General features: G+C 56.0%; 15 protein-coding genes and 1 riboswitch. Of the genes, 13 read left to right on the top strand and 2 right to left on the bottom strand.

Translation table 11 applies throughout. From position 1 onward, the window contains the following. Positions 1 to 86: 86 nt before the first annotated feature. Entirely contained in the window at positions 87 to 2009 is a 1923-nt protein-coding gene (gene asnB, locus CDUR_RS09055) for an asparagine synthase (glutamine-hydrolyzing) (protein ID WP_179417953.1), read from the bottom strand. Positions 2010 to 2421: 412 nt separating this feature from the next. Between asnB and ctaC the strand changes: the two genes are divergently transcribed. From ctaC to CDUR_RS08990, 13 genes are all read left to right on the top strand, one after another. Then, positions 2422 to 3555 (top strand): aa3-type cytochrome oxidase subunit II, encoded by a 1134-nt coding sequence (gene ctaC, locus CDUR_RS09050; RefSeq protein ID WP_040360149.1) that lies wholly within the window; start codon positions 2422 to 2424, stop codon positions 3553 to 3555. 13 nt (positions 3556 to 3568) lie between these two features. Beyond that, complete coding sequence (gene ctaF / locus CDUR_RS09045) at positions 3569 to 4000, top strand: aa3-type cytochrome oxidase subunit IV (RefSeq protein ID WP_179417952.1); 432 nt, start codon at positions 3569 to 3571, stop codon at positions 3998 to 4000. 554 nt (positions 4001 to 4554) lie between these two features. Further along, positions 4555 to 5169, top strand: coding sequence for an aa3-type cytochrome oxidase subunit III (gene ctaE / locus CDUR_RS09040; protein WP_155862223.1), 615 nt, complete (start codon positions 4555 to 4557; stop codon positions 5167 to 5169). Positions 5170 to 5205: 36 nt separating this feature from the next. Beyond that, the gene (qcrC, locus tag CDUR_RS09035; RefSeq protein ID WP_179417951.1) at positions 5206 to 6096 is read left to right on the top strand and encodes a cytochrome bc1 complex diheme cytochrome c subunit; all 891 of its coding nucleotides are present in this window, start codon (positions 5206 to 5208) and stop codon (positions 6094 to 6096) included. Further along, positions 6093 to 7307 (top strand): cytochrome bc1 complex Rieske iron-sulfur subunit, encoded by a 1215-nt coding sequence (gene qcrA, locus CDUR_RS09030; RefSeq protein WP_179417950.1) that lies wholly within the window; start codon positions 6093 to 6095, stop codon positions 7305 to 7307. Before qcrC ends, qcrA begins: the two co-directional genes overlap by 4 nt. Further along, a complete protein-coding gene (qcrB, locus tag CDUR_RS09025) occupies positions 7304 to 8923 on the top strand; it encodes a cytochrome bc1 complex cytochrome b subunit (protein ID WP_179417949.1) in 1620 nt (539 codons plus the stop codon). Before qcrA ends, qcrB begins: the two co-directional genes overlap by 4 nt. A gap of 125 nt (positions 8924 to 9048) precedes the next feature. Continuing rightward, positions 9049 to 9468 (top strand): DoxX family protein, encoded by a 420-nt coding sequence (locus tag CDUR_RS09020; RefSeq protein ID WP_006063927.1) that lies wholly within the window; start codon positions 9049 to 9051, stop codon positions 9466 to 9468. 665 nt (positions 9469 to 10133) lie between these two features. Next, a riboswitch (cyclic di-AMP (ydaO/yuaA leader) is annotated at positions 10134 to 10305 on the top strand. 12 nt (positions 10306 to 10317) lie between these two features. Beyond that, on the top strand, positions 10318 to 10956 hold the full coding sequence (locus tag CDUR_RS09015; protein WP_179417948.1) for a C40 family peptidase: 639 nt from the start codon (positions 10318 to 10320) through the stop codon (positions 10954 to 10956). A 117-nt stretch (positions 10957 to 11073) separates the two neighbouring features. Beyond that, on the top strand, positions 11074 to 12120 hold the full coding sequence (locus tag CDUR_RS09010; RefSeq protein ID WP_290207301.1) for an NlpC/P60 family protein: 1047 nt from the start codon (positions 11074 to 11076) through the stop codon (positions 12118 to 12120). A gap of 21 nt (positions 12121 to 12141) precedes the next feature. Beyond that, positions 12142 to 13236, top strand: a complete 1095-nt coding sequence (locus CDUR_RS09005) for a glycosyltransferase family 4 protein (protein ID WP_179417947.1) — start codon at positions 12142 to 12144, stop codon at positions 13234 to 13236. Between the two features lie 33 nt (positions 13237 to 13269). Further along, positions 13270 to 14208 (top strand): ROK family protein, encoded by a 939-nt coding sequence (locus tag CDUR_RS09000; RefSeq protein ID WP_179417946.1) that lies wholly within the window; start codon positions 13270 to 13272, stop codon positions 14206 to 14208. 14 nt (positions 14209 to 14222) lie between these two features. Continuing rightward, complete coding sequence (locus CDUR_RS08995; RefSeq protein WP_179417945.1) at positions 14223 to 14951, top strand: lysophospholipid acyltransferase family protein; 729 nt, start codon at positions 14223 to 14225, stop codon at positions 14949 to 14951. Between the two features lie 143 nt (positions 14952 to 15094). Beyond that, positions 15095 to 16213: an acyltransferase family protein gene (locus CDUR_RS08990; RefSeq protein WP_179417944.1), complete on the top strand. Its 1119-nt coding sequence runs from the start codon at positions 15095 to 15097 to the stop codon at positions 16211 to 16213. Here the strand turns inward: CDUR_RS08990 and CDUR_RS08985 are convergent. After that, positions 16135 to 18438: a glycosyltransferase 87 family protein gene (locus tag CDUR_RS08985; protein WP_179417943.1), complete on the bottom strand. Its 2304-nt coding sequence runs from the start codon at positions 18436 to 18438 to the stop codon at positions 16135 to 16137. The genes CDUR_RS08990 and CDUR_RS08985 overlap by 79 nt on opposite strands. Between the last annotated feature and the right edge of the window lie 29 nt (positions 18439 to 18467).

Here is an 18467-nt window from a genome sequence, read left to right as displayed (position 1 = left end):
TAATGACGCGTTAGGCATCAAAACAGGGCAAATCTTTCTTGATTGTTTTAGGTTGTGCAATGAATCGATGCAACAGCGCAGTGAGACTACAGCTCCACGGGGTACTCGCGTTCCTCAATATTGGGCACAATGCGCTTTTCCACGAAAATCCCGTGCCACACCATGAATGCCAGGACTGTCCACAAGCGGCGAGAATGGTCCGATACGCCGTCGCGGTGCTCCTTCAGCATCTGCAGAAGAGCCTGTTTGTCAAAATAGTCCTCGGTCTGTGAGGCGTTAATGGTGTCCTGCGCCCAGCCATACAACTCGTCGCCCGCCAACCAATGCCGCATGGGAACCGGGAAGCCCAGTTTCCGGCGATTAAGCACATGGGCGGGAACAATCTGTTCCATGGCGCGGCGCAGCGCGTATTTGGTGGTCCCCTCGGTGATCTTTAACCCGTGGGGGATTGTCTCCGCCACGGCAAACACTTCCCGATCCAGGAACGGAACACGCAGTTCCAGGGAGTTCGCCATGGTCATCTTATCGGCCTTAACCAGAATGTCGCCCCGCATCCACGTGAACAGGTCCAAGTGCTGCATCCTGGCGACCGGGTCCATATCGCGGGAATGCGCGTAGATGGAAGCGGTGACATCACGGTGATCCCACTCCGGTTTCGCACCGGGCATGACGCGCTTGAGCTGCTCCCAGCTGAAGGAGCGCGCGTTGCCGTAGTAGCGCTCTTCCATGGGGGTGGTGCCGCGTTGGAGTAGGGATTTGCCTTTCACACCGTCGGGCAGCACGGTACTGAGCTTGCGGAGTCCTTTGAGCAGGGGAGAGGGGATCTTCTCGAAGGGCGCGAGTGACAGTGGTTCCTTATATATGGTGTAGCCGCCGAAGAGTTCGTCGGCACCTTCACCGGACAGCACTACTTTGACGTGCTTCCGGGCTTCCGCAGCCACAAAGTAGAGCGGAACCAGCGAGGGGTCCGCCACTGGATCATCCAGGTACCACATAATCTTGGGGATAGCATCGGCGTATTCCTCCGGGGAGACAATCTTGACGATGTGTTCCACTCCGATGGCTGCTGCGGATTCCGCCGCTACATCAACTTCGGAGTAGCCCTCGCGCTCAAAACCGGTGGTGAAGGTGAGAAGATTCGGGTTGTGACGCTTCGCCAACGCCGCAATAGCCGTTGAATCGATGCCGCCGGACAGGAACGATCCAACAGTCACGTCGGCACGCATGTGCTTTTCCACGGAGTCTTCCAGCGCCCGTGCGATGCGGTCGAACAGCACCTGCTCTTCGCCCTTAACGACGCCCCGCACATTGAACTGCGGTTTGAAGTACCGCTCCTGCTTAACGACGCCCTCCTGGGTCACCGTCCCGATACATCCTGACTCAAGCCTGCGGATATGGGTATGCAAAGATTCTGGTTCTGGCACATACTGCAGATCCACGTAGTGCTCAACGGCTCGGTAGTCAACGCTGAGATCTAGACCCAGCTCTGGTGCCATCTCAAGGATGCATTTTTTCTCGCTGGCGAAAACGGTACCTTTATCTGTGGTGGCGTAGTACAGCGGTTTGATGCCAAATGGGTCGCGGGCGAGAAAAAGCTGCTTTTCCTTGGTATCCCAAATGGCGATACCGAACATACCTCGCAGGTGTTTCACCACATCTTTGCCCCAATGGTGGTATCCCACAAGAATTGGTTCGCCGTCGCCCGAGGTGTTGAAGGTGTAGCCCAAATCCTGCAGCTCTTTACGCAGCTCAACGTAGTTGTAGATTTCGCCGTTGAAGGTCATGGCGTAGCGATCCGGCTCGCCTTCTGGACCCCACTGAAGTGGCTGGTGGGAATGTGCAATATCGATAATGGAGAGGCGATTGAAGCCAAACACCGCGTCTGTGTCATGCCATGATCCGGCCTCGTCTGGGCCGCGGTGGCGCATGCAGGGCAGCGCGCGTTCAATTGCGGGAACAAAGTCCACGGCGTTGTGATGTGCCGTAAGCATGCCTAAAAGGCCACACATAGAGCGTAATCCTTCGATCTCAGTTGCCAATACTCTAAGCAGTGTAGTGGTGCTGACCCCAAAACTGCAGAACCATACGTTATACGGACGCGGGAGGCGCGACGTCGATAAGCAGCGTGGGGGAGTGTTGATACCCCCGTTGAACAAAGATACAGCGCTGGTGCTTGAGCATTGTCGCGTGACGCACCAAACAGCAGTGCTGTAAATACTACACTTTTGAGGGTAACCCTAAGGATGATGTATTGTGAGTTAGACAACATTAGGTAAGGGGTGGTGTTGGGGCTGACCTTGTCACATGCAGTAAAATCCTCGCTGTATCAGCTGCGTGGCATCAAACGAGGTGGAAAGCACATCAGAATGCGATACGCTGCGAAGTTAGAAAAAGTTTGTGTGGACAGGAAGGCAGACACACGTGAAACAGCGAAACAAGCGTGGTTTCATGCGCAACGCGACCCTCGCAGGCGTACTCGGCGCTGGCAGCCTCGCGCTTACTGGCTGTGATGTCGCGGCACCCGGCGGCCCAGTTGGTCACTTTTTGCGCATGGGCTGGCCGGAAGGCATCACCCCAGAGGCTACCGCGATGGGCAATTTCTGGGTGTGGGTCTGGGTTGCTGCCTGGATTATTGGCGCAATCATGTGGGGCCTCATGCTGTGGTCTCTTTTTAGGTACTCCGCAAAGCGCGCCGAGAAGAACGGTAAAGGTGAATTCCCCCGACAAACCGGGTACAACGTTCCGCTGGAGCTGGTGCTGACCATCGTCCCGATCCTGATCGTGATGACCTTGTTCTTCTTCACCGTCCAAACGCAGGACCGCGTGACCGCCTTGGATAAAGACCCGAAGGTGAAGGTTGATGTCACCGCCTTCCAGTGGAACTGGAAGTTTGGATATGGCGAGGTTGCTGAGGATCTGTCGCCAACCGGTTCGCTGTACAACGGCCGTGATGAAGAGCGCCAGAAGGCTGCGGATCACAGCGCCGAATTTGCTGACAGTACTCGCGAATCCCATGGCGAGGCATCGCACGGTGAGCATGCCGCTGGTCCGATCCACGGTAAATCCAAGTCGGACATGTCCTACCTGCACTTTGACAAGATCGAGACATTGGGCACCACTGATGAAGTTCCGGTTCTGGTGCTTCCATCCCAGACCCCCATTGAGTTCGATCTCGCAGGAGCCGACGTGGTTCACTCCTTCTGGGTTCCTGAGTTCCTGTTCAAGCGCGACGCATTCCCGCACCCTGAGGCCAACAAGTCTCAGCGCACCTTCCAGGTTGAAAAGATTGAAAAGGAAGGTGCCTTTGTGGGACGTTGTGCTGAGATGTGCGGTACCTACCACGCCATGATGAACTTTGAACTCCGGGTGGTTTCGCCCGAAAAGTTTAAGCAGTACATGGAGTTCCGTAACAGCAACCCCAAGGCATCGAACGCCGAGGCACTGAAATCGATCGGTGAGGCTCCTTACGCAACCTCAACCAGTCCGTTCTTGTCTGGTCGCGAGGATACCCGCAACTCCACCAACACTGTTGACCTCAACAAGTCTGCTCAGTAGAAGGGAATAACACATGAAGTCTTCCGCCAAAATCTTCTATGGGCTGACGGTGTTCATGGGCATAATGGCCGTGATCTACATCGTGGCCACCCGCAATGTTTCTGACACCGGAAGTGTTCAGGGACTTGAGTGGGCAGGTGCGACTGGTCTGGCTCTGGCTGCAGGACTCACACTTATGCTGGGTGCCTACTTCCACTTCACGGAGCGTCGCATTGATATTCTTCCCCAGGACTGGGAGGAAGCAGAGATTGAAGACGGTGCTGGGATGCTCGGCTTTTTTAGCCCAGGCTCTATCTGGCCGTTTGTGATGTGTGTTGGCATTGGCATCATGGGTTACGCCATCGCCTTCATGGCGTACTGGTTGCTGCTGCTTGGCGCTGTCATCTTGATCTGGTCGGGCATTATGCTGAACCTGCAGTACATCATGCCGAAGGAAAAGCACTAAACCGTAACGTGCACAATGTGAGGCGGTCCAGGGTTGTTTGCTCTGGACCGTTTCTTTCGTCGTAGCGAGCTTCGGGGGTATTGCCAGTGCCTGCGGTCTGATGCGCAAACTGACATTATCCCACGTGGAATATAGGTGATTAAGCACGCAACCAGGGGCGACGCAATAAAACGCGGGAACTCAATGAAGTGCAAGATGGGTGCCGAAAACGCCCAGTTCAGCGGGGGTCAACCGAAAGTTGTAGCGGACGCAAAACATGGCCAATATAATGTGATATGTGTCTCTTTGTTTGTGGGGGTGAAAAATGCTGCATTGTTCTTGCGTCTCGGGTAATATTGAGCCGCGCCGTATGGGGGTAAAACGGGGTAATGATAGCGGGGTGGGTGACCTGCAAAAACGGTGCGTCGGATGAAACAGCAAAAAAGTTCCACGGGTTCTCGAAATTTTTTTGAAATATGTAGAAGCTGAAATCCTTCCGCTGGCAGAGCCATAAACCGACACAGGGGCGGGGGCACTAGATGACTTCCCCCGCTGAACCCGTCATACTGATAGACGTGACGAGCGCAGTTGGAAACACAGGTATGACAGCACCACAGCGTGTTGCGGCACTGAACCGACCCAATATGGTCAGTGTCGGCACGATTGTGTTCCTGTCTCAAGAATTGATGTTCTTCGCTGGCCTGTTCGCGATGTACTTCGTGTCGCGCGCAAACGGGCAGGGCGAGACGTGGGACTACGGTGCATCGCACCTCAATGTCCCTTACGCACTAACGATTACCATCATCCTGGTGGCCTCATCGTTTACGGCACAGGCGGGCGTTTTCGCTGCAGAGCGCGGTGACGTTTTCGCTCTCCGCCGCTGGTACGCGATTTCGGCCCTCATGGGTACGGTGTTCCTCGTTGGCCAGGGCTATGAGTATTACCACCTTGTAGAACATGGCCTGACCATTCAGAGCAGTGTGTATGGCTCTGTCTTCTACATCACGACCGGGTTCCACGCGGCACACGTCTTGGCTGGCGTTTTGGCCTTCGTCGTCGTCCTGCTTCGTGTGGCAAAGGGCAAGTTCACCCCGGCTCAGGCAACTGCAGCCATGGTGGTGTCATACTACTGGCACTTTGTTGACGTTGTCTGGATCGGCCTGTTTGCCACCATCTACTTCATTCAATAAGCCTTTCTGGTCGGACTCACCAAAGATAAAAGGGAAATGATGGAAACCAACCCACAGACCACCGAGCACACTGCTTCGACAGTGCCCTCGGCGAAGAAGGTCAAAGCCCGCCGCAAGATGCGGCGCATCCTCGCTGGTGCGCTGACCCTTGTCCTGGCATTGACCGGCGCTGGCTTGTTGGCCAACGCCCTTACCCCTGATGCTCAGGTCGCAACCGCCAATCAGGACGATCAAGCTCTGATCACCGAAGGCAAAGACCTGTACGAGGCCGCGTGCGTGACATGCCACGGCAAGAACCTGCAGGGTGTTAAAGATCGCGGTCCTTCTCTGATTGGTGTCGGTGAAGGTGCCGTGTACTTCCAGGTTCATTCTGGTCGTATGCCCATGCTTCGCAATGAAGCGCAGGCGCAGCGAAAGACCCCTCGCTACTCAGAGCAGCAAGTCCTGGCACTGGCAGCATATGTGAATGCCAATGGTGGCGGCCCTGAAATTGTTCGCAATGAGGACGGCACCATTGCGATGGAGTCCTTGCGCGGCAAGAACTACGATGGCGAGGTTGATCCTGCTGACATTGCTCGCGGCTCTGATCTGTTCCGCTTGAACTGTGCGTCCTGCCACAACTTCACTGGTCGTGGCGGTGCGTTGTCGTCCGGTAAGTATGCACCGTACCTGGACCCCGCTAACGAGCAGGAGATTTACCAGGCCATGCTGACCGGACCTCAAAATATGCCCAAGTTCTCTGATCGTCAGCTGTCTGCTGATGAGAAGAAAGACATCATTGCTTTCATCAAGGCAGCTAAGGAAACACCGAATCCCGGCGGCTATGGCCTCGGCGGCATTGGCCCTGTTACTGAGGGCATGCTTATGTGGCTTGTCGGTATCGTGGTCCTGATCGCCGCAGCTCTGTGGATTGGATCTCGCTCATGAGCAATAACGTGAATAAGAAGTACACTTCTCAAGAGCTCAATGCCATGAGCAATGACGAGCTTGCCCGCTTGGGTACGGAACTTGACGAAGTCACCGTTGCCTACCGCAAAGAGCGGTTCCCGATTGCCAACGACCCAGCAGAAAAACGCGCCGTCAACATCGTTGGCGTGTGGTTCCTGCTTGGCATTATCTTCGCTGTTGCTTTCCTCGGCGTGTATTTGTTCTGGCCCTGGCACTACAAGGGACTCGGCGAGTCGGGCGTGTGGCTGTACTCTCTGTACACGCCGCTGCTGGGTGTAACCATGGGTCTGTCTATTCTGAGCATGGGCTTTGGTGCCGTTCAGTACGTGAAGAAGTTCATTCCGGAAGAGATTTCGGTGCAACGCCGCCACGATGGGCCGTCTGAAGAGGTTGATCGACGCACGTTGGTCGCATTGCTGAATGATTCGTGGCAGACCTCAACCCTTGGGCGTCGTAAAGTGCTCATGGGCCTGATGGGAACAGGTGCTGTGCTTGCTGGCCTGACCATCATTGCTCCTCTCGGTGGCATGGTGAAAAACCCGTGGAAACCGAAGGCAGGCGGGCTGGATGTACAGGGCGACGGCACCTTGTGGACTACCGGATGGACGTTAACCAAAGAAGGCACCAAGGTCTATCTTGGTCGCGATACCGGCGCTCTTGCCGAGAAGCACCACGGGCATTACACCACCCAGGGTATTTCACGCCTGGTGCGTATGCGCCCTGAGGATCTTGCTGCTGGTGGTATGGAAACCGTGTTCCCACTGCCGGAGGAAGATGTCAACGATGGCGACCTCTACGAGTCCACTCGTGAAGTTTATGAAGCTCACATGCACTCCATTCACGGTCCCCGTAACTCTGTGATGCTGATCCGCCTGCGTTCCGCTGATGCTTCGCGTGCTGTTCAGCGTCAGGGCCAAGAGGACTTCCACTACGGCGACTACTACGCCTACTCGAAGATTTGTACACACATCGGTTGTCCGACCTCACTGTATGAGGCGCAGACCAACCGTATCCTGTGCCCCTGCCACCAGTCGCAGTTCGATGCGTTGCACTACGCAAAGCCGGTTTTCGGACCCGCCGCGCGTGCGCTTCCTCAGCTGCCCATCACTGTTGACGAAGAGGGCTACCTCATCGCAGCCGGCGATTTCGTTGAACCCGTCGGCCCGGCCTTCTGGGAGCGTCGTTCATGAGTAACAATAAATTAGCCCAGATGGGCAACAACGTTGATTCCCGCTACACACTCTCGGCGGGCATCCGCACACAGATCAACAAGGTCTTTCCTACGCACTGGTCCTTCCTGCTTGGCGAGATCGCACTGTACAGCTTCATTGTGCTGTTGCTGTCCGGTATCTACCTGACCTTGTTCTTCGATCCTTCTATCGCCAAAGTCGTCTACGACGGCGCATACGCCCCGTTGAACGGCGTAGAAATGTCGCGCGCTTACGAAACCGCACTGAACCTTTCCTTCGAGGTTCGCGGTGGCTTGTTCATCCGCCAGCTGCATCACTGGGCTGCACTGATGTTCGCCGTGTCCATCATGGTTCACATGTTGCGCATTTTCTTCACCGGTGCTTTCCGACGTCCGCGTGAAGCCAACTGGATCATTGGCTGCATCCTGTTGCTACTCTCGGTTGCTGAAGGCTTCATGGGATACTCTCTGCCGGATGACCTACTCTCTGGTGTTGGTTTGCGCATCATGTCCGCCATCGTGCTGTCCTTGCCCATCATTGGTACCTGGCTGCACTGGCTCATCTTCGGCGGAGACTTCCCCTCCGAAATTATGTTGGACCGCTTCTACATCGCACACGTGCTGCTCATCCCGGGCATCCTGCTTGCGTTGATTGCTGCCCACCTCGCGCTGGTGTGGTACCAGAAGCACACCCAGTTCCCTGGACCTGGTCGCACCGAAACCAACGTTGTGGGCGTGCGCATTCTCCCAGTCTTCGCAGTCAAGTCTGTGGCCTTTGGTTTGGTCACCTTCGGCGCTCTGGCCTTTATGGCTGGTGCATTCCAGATCAACGCTATCTGGAACCTGGGTCCTTACAACCCGGCACAAGTGTCCGCAGGTTCTCAGCCCGATATTTACATGCTGTGGACGGACGGTGCTGCTCGCATTATGCCCGCCTGGGAGCTCTACCTGGGTAACTACACCATTCCTGCGGTGTTCTGGGTGGCCATCATGCTGGGTATTCTGGTTGGCTTGCTGTTCGCCTATCCGTTCATCGAGGCAAAGATCACGGGTGACGACGCGCACCACAACCTGTTGCAGCGTCCGCGCGACGTTCCGGTCCGCACATCCATTGGTGTGATGGCCCTGGTGTTCTACGCGCTGCTTACCATCTCCGGTGGTAACGACCTAGTGGCCTACCACTTCCAGGTATCCCTGAACGCCATGACCTGGATCGGCCGTATCGGGTTGATCGTGCTGCCGCCGCTGTCCTACTTCATCACCTACCGCATCTGTATCGGCTTGCAGCGCTCCGACCGTGAGGTTCTGGAGCACGGTATTGAAACTGGTGTGATTAACCAGCTGCCCAACGGTGCCTTCATTGAGGTGCACCAGCCGCTGGGCGAGGTGGATGAGCATGGGCATCCTGTTCCGCTGGAGTACGCTGGTGCCCCTGTGCCAAAGCAGATGAATCAGCTTGGCTTCTCCGGACATCCTGGTCGTGGCAGTTTCTTCACTCCTGACAACGATGACGTCGCCGCTAAGGCTGCGGAGATTGAGCACCGCAACCATGAGGAAGAAGTCGCTATGTTTGAAGAGCTACAGCGTGCCAACCGCGAGGAAGATAGTAAGAAATAGCTCACTATACTGCGCTCCCTAAAATCCCCCTTTTCTTTGGAAAGGGGGATTTTCTATTTGCTTTGTTAATGAAATGAGAATGGCAGAAGTTGACGCATCATCGACCGTTGGTATAGTCTCACCTTATGCAAAACTTAAAAGAATGTGCGATGCTTATTTTGCGCATCGGTATTGGCGTCGTTTTTGTTGGGCACGGTTGGGATAAGGTCGTGACCAATGGCATTGACAAGGTTGCTGGTTTCTTCGCCAGCATGGGCATCCCTTCCCCTACAGCTTCTGCGTACTTTGGGGGATATGTTGAGTTGATTGGCGGCATCCTGCTCATTGTTGGGTTGGGTACTAATATTGTTTCCCTGCTTCTTTCCGTGGTGATGGCAGGCGCGATCTACTTTGTGCACCTCAAAGATGGATTCCTGTCTGTCGATGGCGGGGGCTATGAGTACCCGCTCGTACTGCTACTCGTGCTGCTGTTCTTTGCTGCTGCCGGAAGTGGACGGTTTGGCTTGGATGCGATGGTGTTCAAACGCGGGAAGGCAAAGGCATAACGTTTTATGGTTCAAGCGCGACGTGCGCTGCGTAACCTAAAGCCCGCCTCACATGTTGTGTGGGGTGGGCTTTTGCTGTGTCGTCGCGTTGTTAGAGGCGCTGTAACGCCGCAGGGCTTGGAAAGGGCTTAAGGTGCCTCGTTTTGTGTGCTGTGGAGCCTGCGGGAACGTGTTGAGGGGCAAAGTATGGGTGTCTGCTGGGTAACTTTTGTAGGAAGTGCAGCGATGTATAGGGCAGATGGACGAGGCATTCGGTAGTGTGTGCTTGCTACACCCATGGTATTACCTGCGTAGCACATCTGAAAGGGGGTAGCGGTGGCAGTGTGTGATTAGGAACACAAAAATCTTTTCCTGGAGCTTTCTTAGTGCTTGTTGTGGGTGTTATGTTGCCGTGAGCTATAGGATTTTGGGGTGCAAATATCAGCAAATCTCCTGCATATGGGGTGGAGTGGGCTCTACCATGCCCCACCAGCGCAAGCCTAAAGTTTTAATTGAGACTTTTGGCTTTTGCTTAAGCTCCATTATTGATAACGGTTTGATAACGGGATTGTTTTCGGCGATTCGCTGGACAGTCTCGTTATAGTTTCGTAACCTATGTCTTGCAGGCGGCAACTTCACTCATACTGCTACAGCAGGGTGAGAGGGGAGCGATCGCTGATGAAAACGAAAAATATATGCCTAATCAACCCAGTGTAGTGGCTGGGGAGAACCGGGGAACCAGATTCCCATCTGGGGTGAATCCTTTCGGAGAGCACCAGAGACGGTGTGGACGTGAGGTAGGTGGCTTCCGCTTCCGAATCCGACAGCTAACCCGGTAGGCGAACAACAGGAAGATTTGGAGATTCATTCGTGGGTAAGCACAGCCGCCGCGAGGTAGGACTTGTAAAGAAGACCGCATTTGCTTCTGCGGCAACCATTGGCGCAACTGCCGTTCTATCCAACCCGGCGCAGGCCGCCGAGGTTGTCGTTCCGAACACAGGCATGACTTTCCAGGTTGATGGCCTGGAAAACGTCCCCAACATCAACGCCGTTCCTGGCGTCAATCAGTGGGTGCCTTCCCTGGCTGGACAGGGTCAGCAGGTGAACTACACCGCTGTTGCTGAGGCTTCGCCGGCAACCTCCGGTCCGGCTGCCCCGGCAGCGGGCCAGGGGCAGGCCATCGTGGACGCTGCTGCATCCAAGATTGGTTCCCCCTACGTATGGGGCGCTACCGGCCCGAACTCTTTCGACTGCTCTGGTCTGACCAGCTGGGCCTACAAGCAGGTTGGCAAGGACATTCCGCGTACCTCCCAGGCTCAGGCAGCATCAGGCACCAAGATTTCCCGCAACGACCTGCAGGCTGGTGACATCGTCGCCTTCTACTCTGGTGCATCGCATGTGGGTATTTACACCGGTCACGGCACCGTTATCCACGCTACTACTGAGGGCAAGCCGCTGGCTGAAACCTCCATGGACTACATGCCGTTCCACTCTGCAGTGCGTTACTAAAACAAGCGCATTACTGTGCAACGCCTCGACTAATGTGGTCGGGGCGTTCATTTGTGTTGATGGCCATTTGTTATGATCATCTCTGTTTGAAGTTGTTGTCTTTTCATCAAAGGCGGTGTGCTCGTGGTATGCAATCTGTGGTTACGTCGATCGTCGTGCGCGGTGATTGTCGCTGCGGCAACGCTAGGGTCTACGGTGGGCAGCCAGTTCACGGCCGCCGCTGACCCGGACCAGGTGGATAGCCTTATTGCACAGATGGAGAAGGTTTCCCGCGAGGTGGAGGCCAAGAATGAGGAAGTCAAGCATCTGGAGGAAGAGCTCACCGGCAAGGAAAAATCCATTGATTCCTTGAGGCAGGAGGTCAAGGCATCAGGAGAGTGTGCCGAACGAGCTAGGTCTTTGGTGGATTCGACGCAGACAGAGGTCAATCGCTTGGCTGCATCAAAGTATCGGGGTGCCGCTGTGGATCCGATTACTACGGTCATTTCAGCAAAGAACCCGCAGAGCGCGATTGATCGTTCCGCCTATTTGGCTTCTAGGACAAAGCGGACCGAATCGACGGTGGAGGGGTTGCTGCATGCGACTGAAGAGGCAGCTGCGGAGCACAACCGAGCCTCGCGTGCCGCAGCTCAGGCGGATTTTGAATTGGGGGAGATGCAAAGCCATAAGAAGGATTTGGATAGGCAACAGGAGGATTTGAAGAAGCAAACGGAGGGTATCCGTAAGCAAGTTGACGGCTTGAGTGACGCGGACCGCCAGCGGTGGATTCAAAAGAACGGTCCGCTTGAGGTAGATATGGCTCGCATTACGGGCATTAATCCGGCGGGTATGGCTGCGGTGCAGGCCGCGATGACCAAGCTAGGGGCACCATACGGGTGGGGTGCCACTGGGCCATCCGAGTTTGACTGTTCTGGTCTTGTGTACTGGGCGTTTCAGCAGCAGGGCAAGACGGTGCCGCGGACGTCGCAAGCTCAGATGGGTGGAGGCACTCCGGTGAGTCGCGCGGAGCTGCAGCCTGGGGACGTGGTGGGATACTATCCGGGTGCCACACACGTCGGCATCTATGTGGGTGATGGCAAGCTCGTTCATGCCTCGGACTATGGGATTCCGGTGCAGGTCGTGGGTGTGGATTCCATGCCATTTTACGGTGCGCGGCGCTATTAGCGGCGACTAGAATGGTCGCCCATGGCGAAGGTTTTGCTGGTCACCAATGATTTCCCGCCCACGGTGGGTGGGATTCAGTCGTATCTGCGTGATTTCGTGGATCAGCTTGATCCGAGCGATGTGGTTGTTTTTGCCTCCACACAAGATGAGGAGGCGGCCAGGGAGTATGACGCGAGTGTGCCTTATACGGTGGTGCGCTGGCCTCGAAAGATGATGCTGCCAACGCCGCCGACAGCCCGGAAGATGGCGCAGCTTATCAAAAAGTACGGGATTGAGGTGGTGTGGTTCGGGGCTGCTGCGCCACTCGCGTTGATGGCGTCTGCTGCGCGGAAAGCGGGTGCGCATCGCGTGGTGGCCTCGACGCATGGACATGAAGTTGGCTGGTCGATGCTTCCTGGTGCCAGGCAATGTCTGCGTCGCATTGGTAACACCTGCGATGTGGTGACCTACATTTCTGAGTACACACTCCGGCGTTTCCGTAGCGCGTTCGGGCCGCACCCTCGGTACGTGCGGTTGCCGTCGGGCGTCGATACGCAGTTGTTTACCCCGTTGTCGCCGAAAGCGGAGGGGGAAACGGTGGTATGTATGTCGCGTCTGGTGCCGCGGAAGGGGCAGGATAGTCTGATTGCTGCGATGCCGGCGGTGTTGCGCCAGCACCCAGATGCCCAGTTGGTGCTGGTCGGTGGGGGTTCCTACGAGAAAGCGTTACGACGCCGCGCCGCCGACCTGGGGCATTCCGTGCAGTTTTTGGGGCGGTTACCGTTCGAGCAGATGCTGCAGGTGCTTCGGGAGGCTGATGTGTTTGCCATGCCTGCGCGCACCCGTGGGTGGGGCTTGGATGTGGAGGGCCTAGGCATTGTGTATTTGGAGGCGCAGGCGTGCGGTATCCCCGTGATCGCGGGGAATTCAGGCGGTGCGCCAGAGACGGTGACTTCTGAAACGGGCATTGTAGTGAATGGTCGCGACCAGGCTGAGCTGGAGTCGGTGCTGGTGACATTGCTTGACGACGCCGCGCTGCGTCACCGGCTCGGGTCCGCTGGGCGTCAACACGTGGAAACCTGCTGGACATGGAGGATCATGGGTGCCCGTTTGCGTGAGGTGCTTTATACTGGCTAGGTTATTGTCGCGCGTGGGAAGTAGAGTGTCAGGATGTCACAGCAGCCGGGTCCGTTGACCATCGGTTTTGACATTGGCGGAACCAACCTTCGAGGGGCTGTGGTCAACGGGCGTGGTCAGATCATTGATTCGGCACATGTTCCGACACCTGATAGCCCCAAGGGATTGGAAGAAGGCATCTCGTTTGTGGTCAAGCAGCTCCGCGCAAACTACGACGTGGATGCCGTGGGCTTGGCTATCGCCGGGTTTTTGGATCCCGAATGCACGATGGTACGGTTTGCGCCTCACCTGGCGTGGCGCGATGCCCCTGTGAAGGAGATCCTGGAGGATCGCCTGGCGCTTCCTGTGCGCCTAGAACATGACGCTAACGCCGCAGCCTGGGGGGAGTACCGTTTTGGCGCTGCGAAGGATGCTTCCGTCTGGGCGCTTTTTGCCATTGGCACCGGCATTGGCGGGGCGTTGATGATCAATGGTGAGATTTACCGCGGCGCATTTGGCACCGCTCCCGAGTTTGGTCACCTGACCGTCGTACCCGAGGGGCGGGAATGTGCCTGCGGGAAGCGGGGATGCCTGGAGCGTTACTGTTCGGGCACAGCGCTGGAGCATACAGCGAAGGAGCTGATGGACTCCGGCGCGTTTGGTGAGTATCCGCCGGGGCGGATGACGGGCCGCATGGTGATGGCCGAAGCTAAAAAAGGCGATCCAATGGCGCTGGCTGCGGTGGAGCAGTTTGCAACGTGGTTGGGTGAGGGTTTGTCCATCGTTGCGGATGTGTTGGACCCGGAGCTGATCGTGATTGGTGGAGGAGTCTCCACGGATGCCGCGCTGTATCTGGATATGGCCCGAAAAGAGTTTGCTCAACGTATTGTGGGAAGTGGGCACCGTCCGATGGCGCGACTGAGCACCGTGGAGTTGGGGGCCGACGCGGGCATGATCGGAGTGGCCGACTTGGCGCGTCAACTCACCGTCTAGCAGGAAGAAAAGTAATGCAAAATAAATGGTATTGGATATTTAGAAACATTATCTTTGGTCCTTTCCTGCGGGTGTACAACCGCCCGGAGATTGTTGGCGTAGATAATATTCCGTCCGCCGGTCCAGCTATTATTGCCTCTAATCACCAGTCGGTGATGGATTCCTTCTTTTTGCCGCTGCTGTGCCCACGACAAATTACGTTTTTGGCTAAAGCAGAGTATTTTAATGGCACAACGCTGGTGGGTAGGCTGCAGAAATGGTTTTTTACTAGTAGCGGGTCGCGCCCGGTTAATCGCACATCCGCCAGTGCTGGGCAAGACGCTATGAATACGGCGGTTGAGGTGCTGAACGATGGCGATCTTTTCGGGATTTACCCTGAGGGGACACGTTCGCCCGATGGTCGCTTGTATAAAGGGAAAACTGGCGTGGCGCGCATTGCGTTGGCGTCTGGCGCTCAGGTTATTCCTGTGGCGATGATCGGCACGGGAGACGTCAACCCGATTGGCACATGGTTTCCGCGTCCGGGTAAGGTGCGGGTGAAGGTAGGCGATCCTATCTATCCCATCGAGTTTGTTAATAATCGTGGGTTGGAGCGGGATAGCTATGAGGCTATACGAGCGTTAACTGACCACATTATGCACCAGTTGCAGCAGCTGTCCGGGCAGGAGTACGCGGATGTGTACGCGGCTGAGGTGAAGAAAGCCCTCGCTGAGGGTGGAGATAGCTCCCCGCATAACCCCTAGATCGAGCCACCCTATTTTGGGGGCATATCGCGTGAGCGGTAGTGCTATCGATTTTATCTCGGCACTACTTTTGCCTAGGATAAGCAGCACATGCTTTTGGGGCGCATATTCTATGCCTCAAAAGCGCTTTTGTGAGGAGAGCTATGACTAGCGTGGCATCATTAACCCAACGCCCCGCAGCAACAGTAAAAACACGACTCGACTGGCCTGATGTGGCCAAAGGTTTATCCATTATCGGTGTTGTTGTATTGCACGCGTGTTTAGTGGTGCCTGGTGGTATGGATACCCCAATAGCAGCAGTGAATGAATTTTTTGCCCCGTTACGCATGCCTCTATTTTTCCTTGTAAGCGGATATTTTTCTGTGAAAATAATGCGTTACAGCTTCAGGGAATTGTTCATGTTCCGGCTGTGGTTCTTCCTTGTTCCATTACTCATCTGGACCCCGCTGGAACTCAAAGCGCGGTTCACTATCTGGGAGCGGTACCTGGGCGATCCCATCCATCCCCCAAGCGCCTACATCACAGCCACGCTTGACGGCACCACCATGTACTGGTTCCTCAACTGCCTTATCCTGTTTTCCATCTACTTGTGGGCCACTGCGAAACTACCGCGGTGGATAGCCTTGGCTTTGTCCTTCACCCCGCTGATCATCCTGCTGTTTCCCTACACCCCGGTAATGGGCTACCACATTGTGGCCTATCTGCCCATGTTTATGATTGGCGCTACGCTGCGTCCCGCCATCACCCGATACGCCGCAGTGTGCACTGACTACCGCTATGCACTTCCGGTGCTTGGGTTGTTCGTGGTGGGGCATATGTGGCTGATCTACCACTACACCAATGGCGGCCAGGACATTATCGTCCCGTACACCGGTTGGTTGTTGGATGTTGTGGACATAACTACCATTGTGCAGCTCATTGTCCGCATCGGAATGCTCCCGGCTGCGGTCTTGTTGGCCGTGGTCCTCTCAAAAATCCCCGCCACCAAGGCTGTGTTCTCCTTCCTGGGGAAACACACCCTGGTCATCTACATCGGCCATGCATTCGGCGTGTCCTTGTTGTTTGAAATTCTGCTTTTTGACGGCGTGAAGCCCTTCCAGCCCGACGCGCCTACCTTCCTTGCGTCGTCCACCTTCGGAGTACTGCTCTGTGTGGCATGCAGCGCAGTAAGCTCACTAGGTTTTCATTTCTTGGCCAAAGTGCCAGTACTTGGCTGGGCGATTTTCCCGCCCAAGCTCAAAAGCATCAGCACCAGCAAGTAAAGCGCCGGGGCACTGGCAAAAACCTCAAACGGTGGTAACCACCATTCACCCCGGATGCCGCCATAGATGTAGTCCAGTCGCCCGGGGAACCACTCGAACCACAGAAGATAGGCCCCGAACGCGGTGGCGATGGGGTTCCACCGCGCAAGTAACACCACCAGTGGAAGTAACAGCACCCACACCGTAGCTGTGGAATATGGCAGTACCAGGGCGGGCAGACATAAGCCAAACGCCGCAGCCACATACCGATCCCCGGCACGTTGAGCAGCGAAGTGTGCCACCGCCAGTACCACAACAACCATGATCAGCCAGCTCAGTGTGGATGATCCACCCAGCGCTCGAGCAACCATGGCGTAGGCGGTGTTGTTGATGCTGCCCGTCAACGCGGCGAGGATGGTCTCCGGCCAGTGCCACAGAGTGTGGAGGTAGCTCAGCGTGGTCTCTCTGGCCACCACAAAACCCAGTCCGAAGGAGGCGGCACAGCTGCCCAATACGATGCCGATTGCGCGGTAGTTCTTCAGTGCAGAAAACGCGGCCACCGCCGAGAGCAACGGCCATCCGCCGCCCAGCGCGACGGCGATGCCGCTGAGTAGGCCGCGCGGCCATCGGACTGTTGGCAGGAATACGTCGGCAACGATGAGTGCCAGGAACATCAGGGTCCAGTGCCCACCCATCAAAGTATCGCGCACAGGATGGCTGATCACCGCAACGGCGGTGGCGGCGAGGGGGAGTGGGCCGTCGATAGGCAGGCGGAGGTGTCGCAGTAACGCCACCACCACAACATACAAAGCCACCATGTTTGCCATCACAAGCATGGTGCTGGCGAAATCCAGTCGAAGCGACGCCAGCGGCCTACCCAGGAATATCACCAGCGGGGTGGCGTTCAGCGGGTGTGTGAACACGCCGTCGAGGGAGGTGCTCCGCAGCGCCTCAAACACTAGGAAATGCCGGATACGCAGCGTCTCGCTGAAGGTGTAGGCGAATACAAGGACCGTGGCGACGATAATCGTGGCGGATGTCCATCGCAGCGACAGCCGCGATGACCGCCTCAACGCCACCACCAGAAACGCCACCGCAATCCATACGTACGAACTGCCGATAATCAACCCCGACAGCGGCATCAGCGCCTCAGTATCGTTCTTATGCGGCAGCACCCAATGTGGTTCCACCAGCATCGCCGCCAACGATGCCAGGCTTAACGACGCCGCCCAGCTCACCGTCACCCAGTCCTGCCGCTGGAACGCGCGCACTGCCTGAACAATCGTCAACAGTGTCAACGGAATCAACCACACCCAGTGATGCGTCCACGACACCGGCGAACACAACAACGCCACTAGAGAGTTCAGGCTGATGGCCATCGCTGGCGACGTTGTGCGATACATTGCCAACGCTGCAGCCACGATGGTCGCCACAACCAGCACACGCCACACCGCGTCCTGACCAGGCTCCGCCATTACGCGTGCCAAAAAACCCTTAAACGACTGATTTCCCCCATAACTCAAGCCGCCAATACGACTGGGATCCCGAACCGTATGAAGCCAATACTGCGCCGAATTTTCCGGGCTTATTGCCCACGCCAACGCTGTGAAACCAAGCCCCGACATTATCGTGACCGCAGCGGCCCGGAAATCCCGTTTCACCAAAAAATATAAACCAAAAACAGCGGGTGTTAACTTAATAGCCGCCGCCAAGCCAATCCAAAAACCACGCGGCAGCCATGGCTTCTTTGTTAACACATCCACCATCACCATGGCCATCAAAAATACATTGACCTGGGCAAAACCCAAGGTCTCTCGCACCGGCTCCAAAGCCACAACAAACGGCAGGATCGCCAATGCCACGATGCGCGTGCGCCCCACGCCCCAACCAGAGACTGCATGTCGCAGCACAATCACACAGCACCACCACAGCAGTACCACCGTTGCCACGATGAACACCAAACTGCTCACCCACAGCGGAAACGGTGCCAAAGCAGAAAAAACGATCGCAGAGATCGGTGGATAGGTAAAAGGCAAGGAAATCGAACCAAAATCAAAATCCTGCGTGTACAGGTTCTCCCCCCGAAGGAACGCCAAACCACCCTCCAGGTACACCGCCACATCAATGTGATACATCAAAATGCTGGATCGACTGAAACTTTCCAAATTCAAGCTCCATGTCACAACAACAACAAGTGTAAGAAGTACAGCAGCTACTGCGGTACTCCGTTTCTCAAGAATCTGCACTCAAGCAGTGTATCGTGTAGTTCAGATGG

Source organism: Corynebacterium durum, assembly GCF_030408675.1.
Classification (GTDB): Bacteria; Actinomycetota; Actinomycetes; order Mycobacteriales; family Mycobacteriaceae; genus Corynebacterium; species Corynebacterium durum.
This window is presented reverse-complemented; position numbering and strand designations above follow the sequence as displayed.